We start from the raw sequence: 522 nt of genomic DNA on the forward strand, positions 1-522 counted from the left end.
CTAACAGTGCCGTTGCAACTTTGCTGAAGGGATTCACTCCAAAGAGCATTACCTCCGTCGATGATTTGAAGCACATCAACAATGTGGACTTAGATCCGGCATATTCACGTGTCATCATCGCGTCCCAGAGCTTTTACAACTTCTTGGATACGGTGAAGGACGGTAATGGCCGTTACTTGTTGCAAGACAGTATCTTGACCCCGTCTGGCAAGAGCGTTCTTGGTATGCCGATTGTTGTTGTATCTGATGATACTTTGGGTGCAGCAGGCGAAGCACACGCCTTTTTGGGTGACATCAAGCGGGCAATTCTGTTTGCTAACCGCGCAGACTTCATGGTTCGCTGGGTTGATGATCAGATTTACGGTCAATTCTTACAAGCAGGAATGCGATTTGGTGTATCTGTTGCTGACGAAAAGGCTGGCTACTTCCTCACATACACCCCAAAAGCGTAACGCCTGACGGAGTGACTTTGAGCCAGAAAACGTTCACAGGTGGTGTCGGTGCCACAAAAGATATCACGGT

Annotated in this window: 1 protein-coding gene; it reads left to right on the forward strand. The window is 48.3% G+C overall.

Going from position 1 to position 522, the window contains the following annotated elements:
• Nucleotides 1-452, forward strand: a 452-nt coding sequence (locus BVJ53_RS14765; protein WP_129302983.1) for a phage major capsid protein, incomplete at its 5' end; no start/stop codon positions are given.
• Nucleotides 453-522: the final 70 nt, after the last annotated feature.

It is taken from the genome of Lacticaseibacillus chiayiensis, assembly GCF_004123795.1.
Taxonomy (GTDB): domain Bacteria; phylum Bacillota; class Bacilli; order Lactobacillales; family Lactobacillaceae; genus Lacticaseibacillus; species Lacticaseibacillus chiayiensis.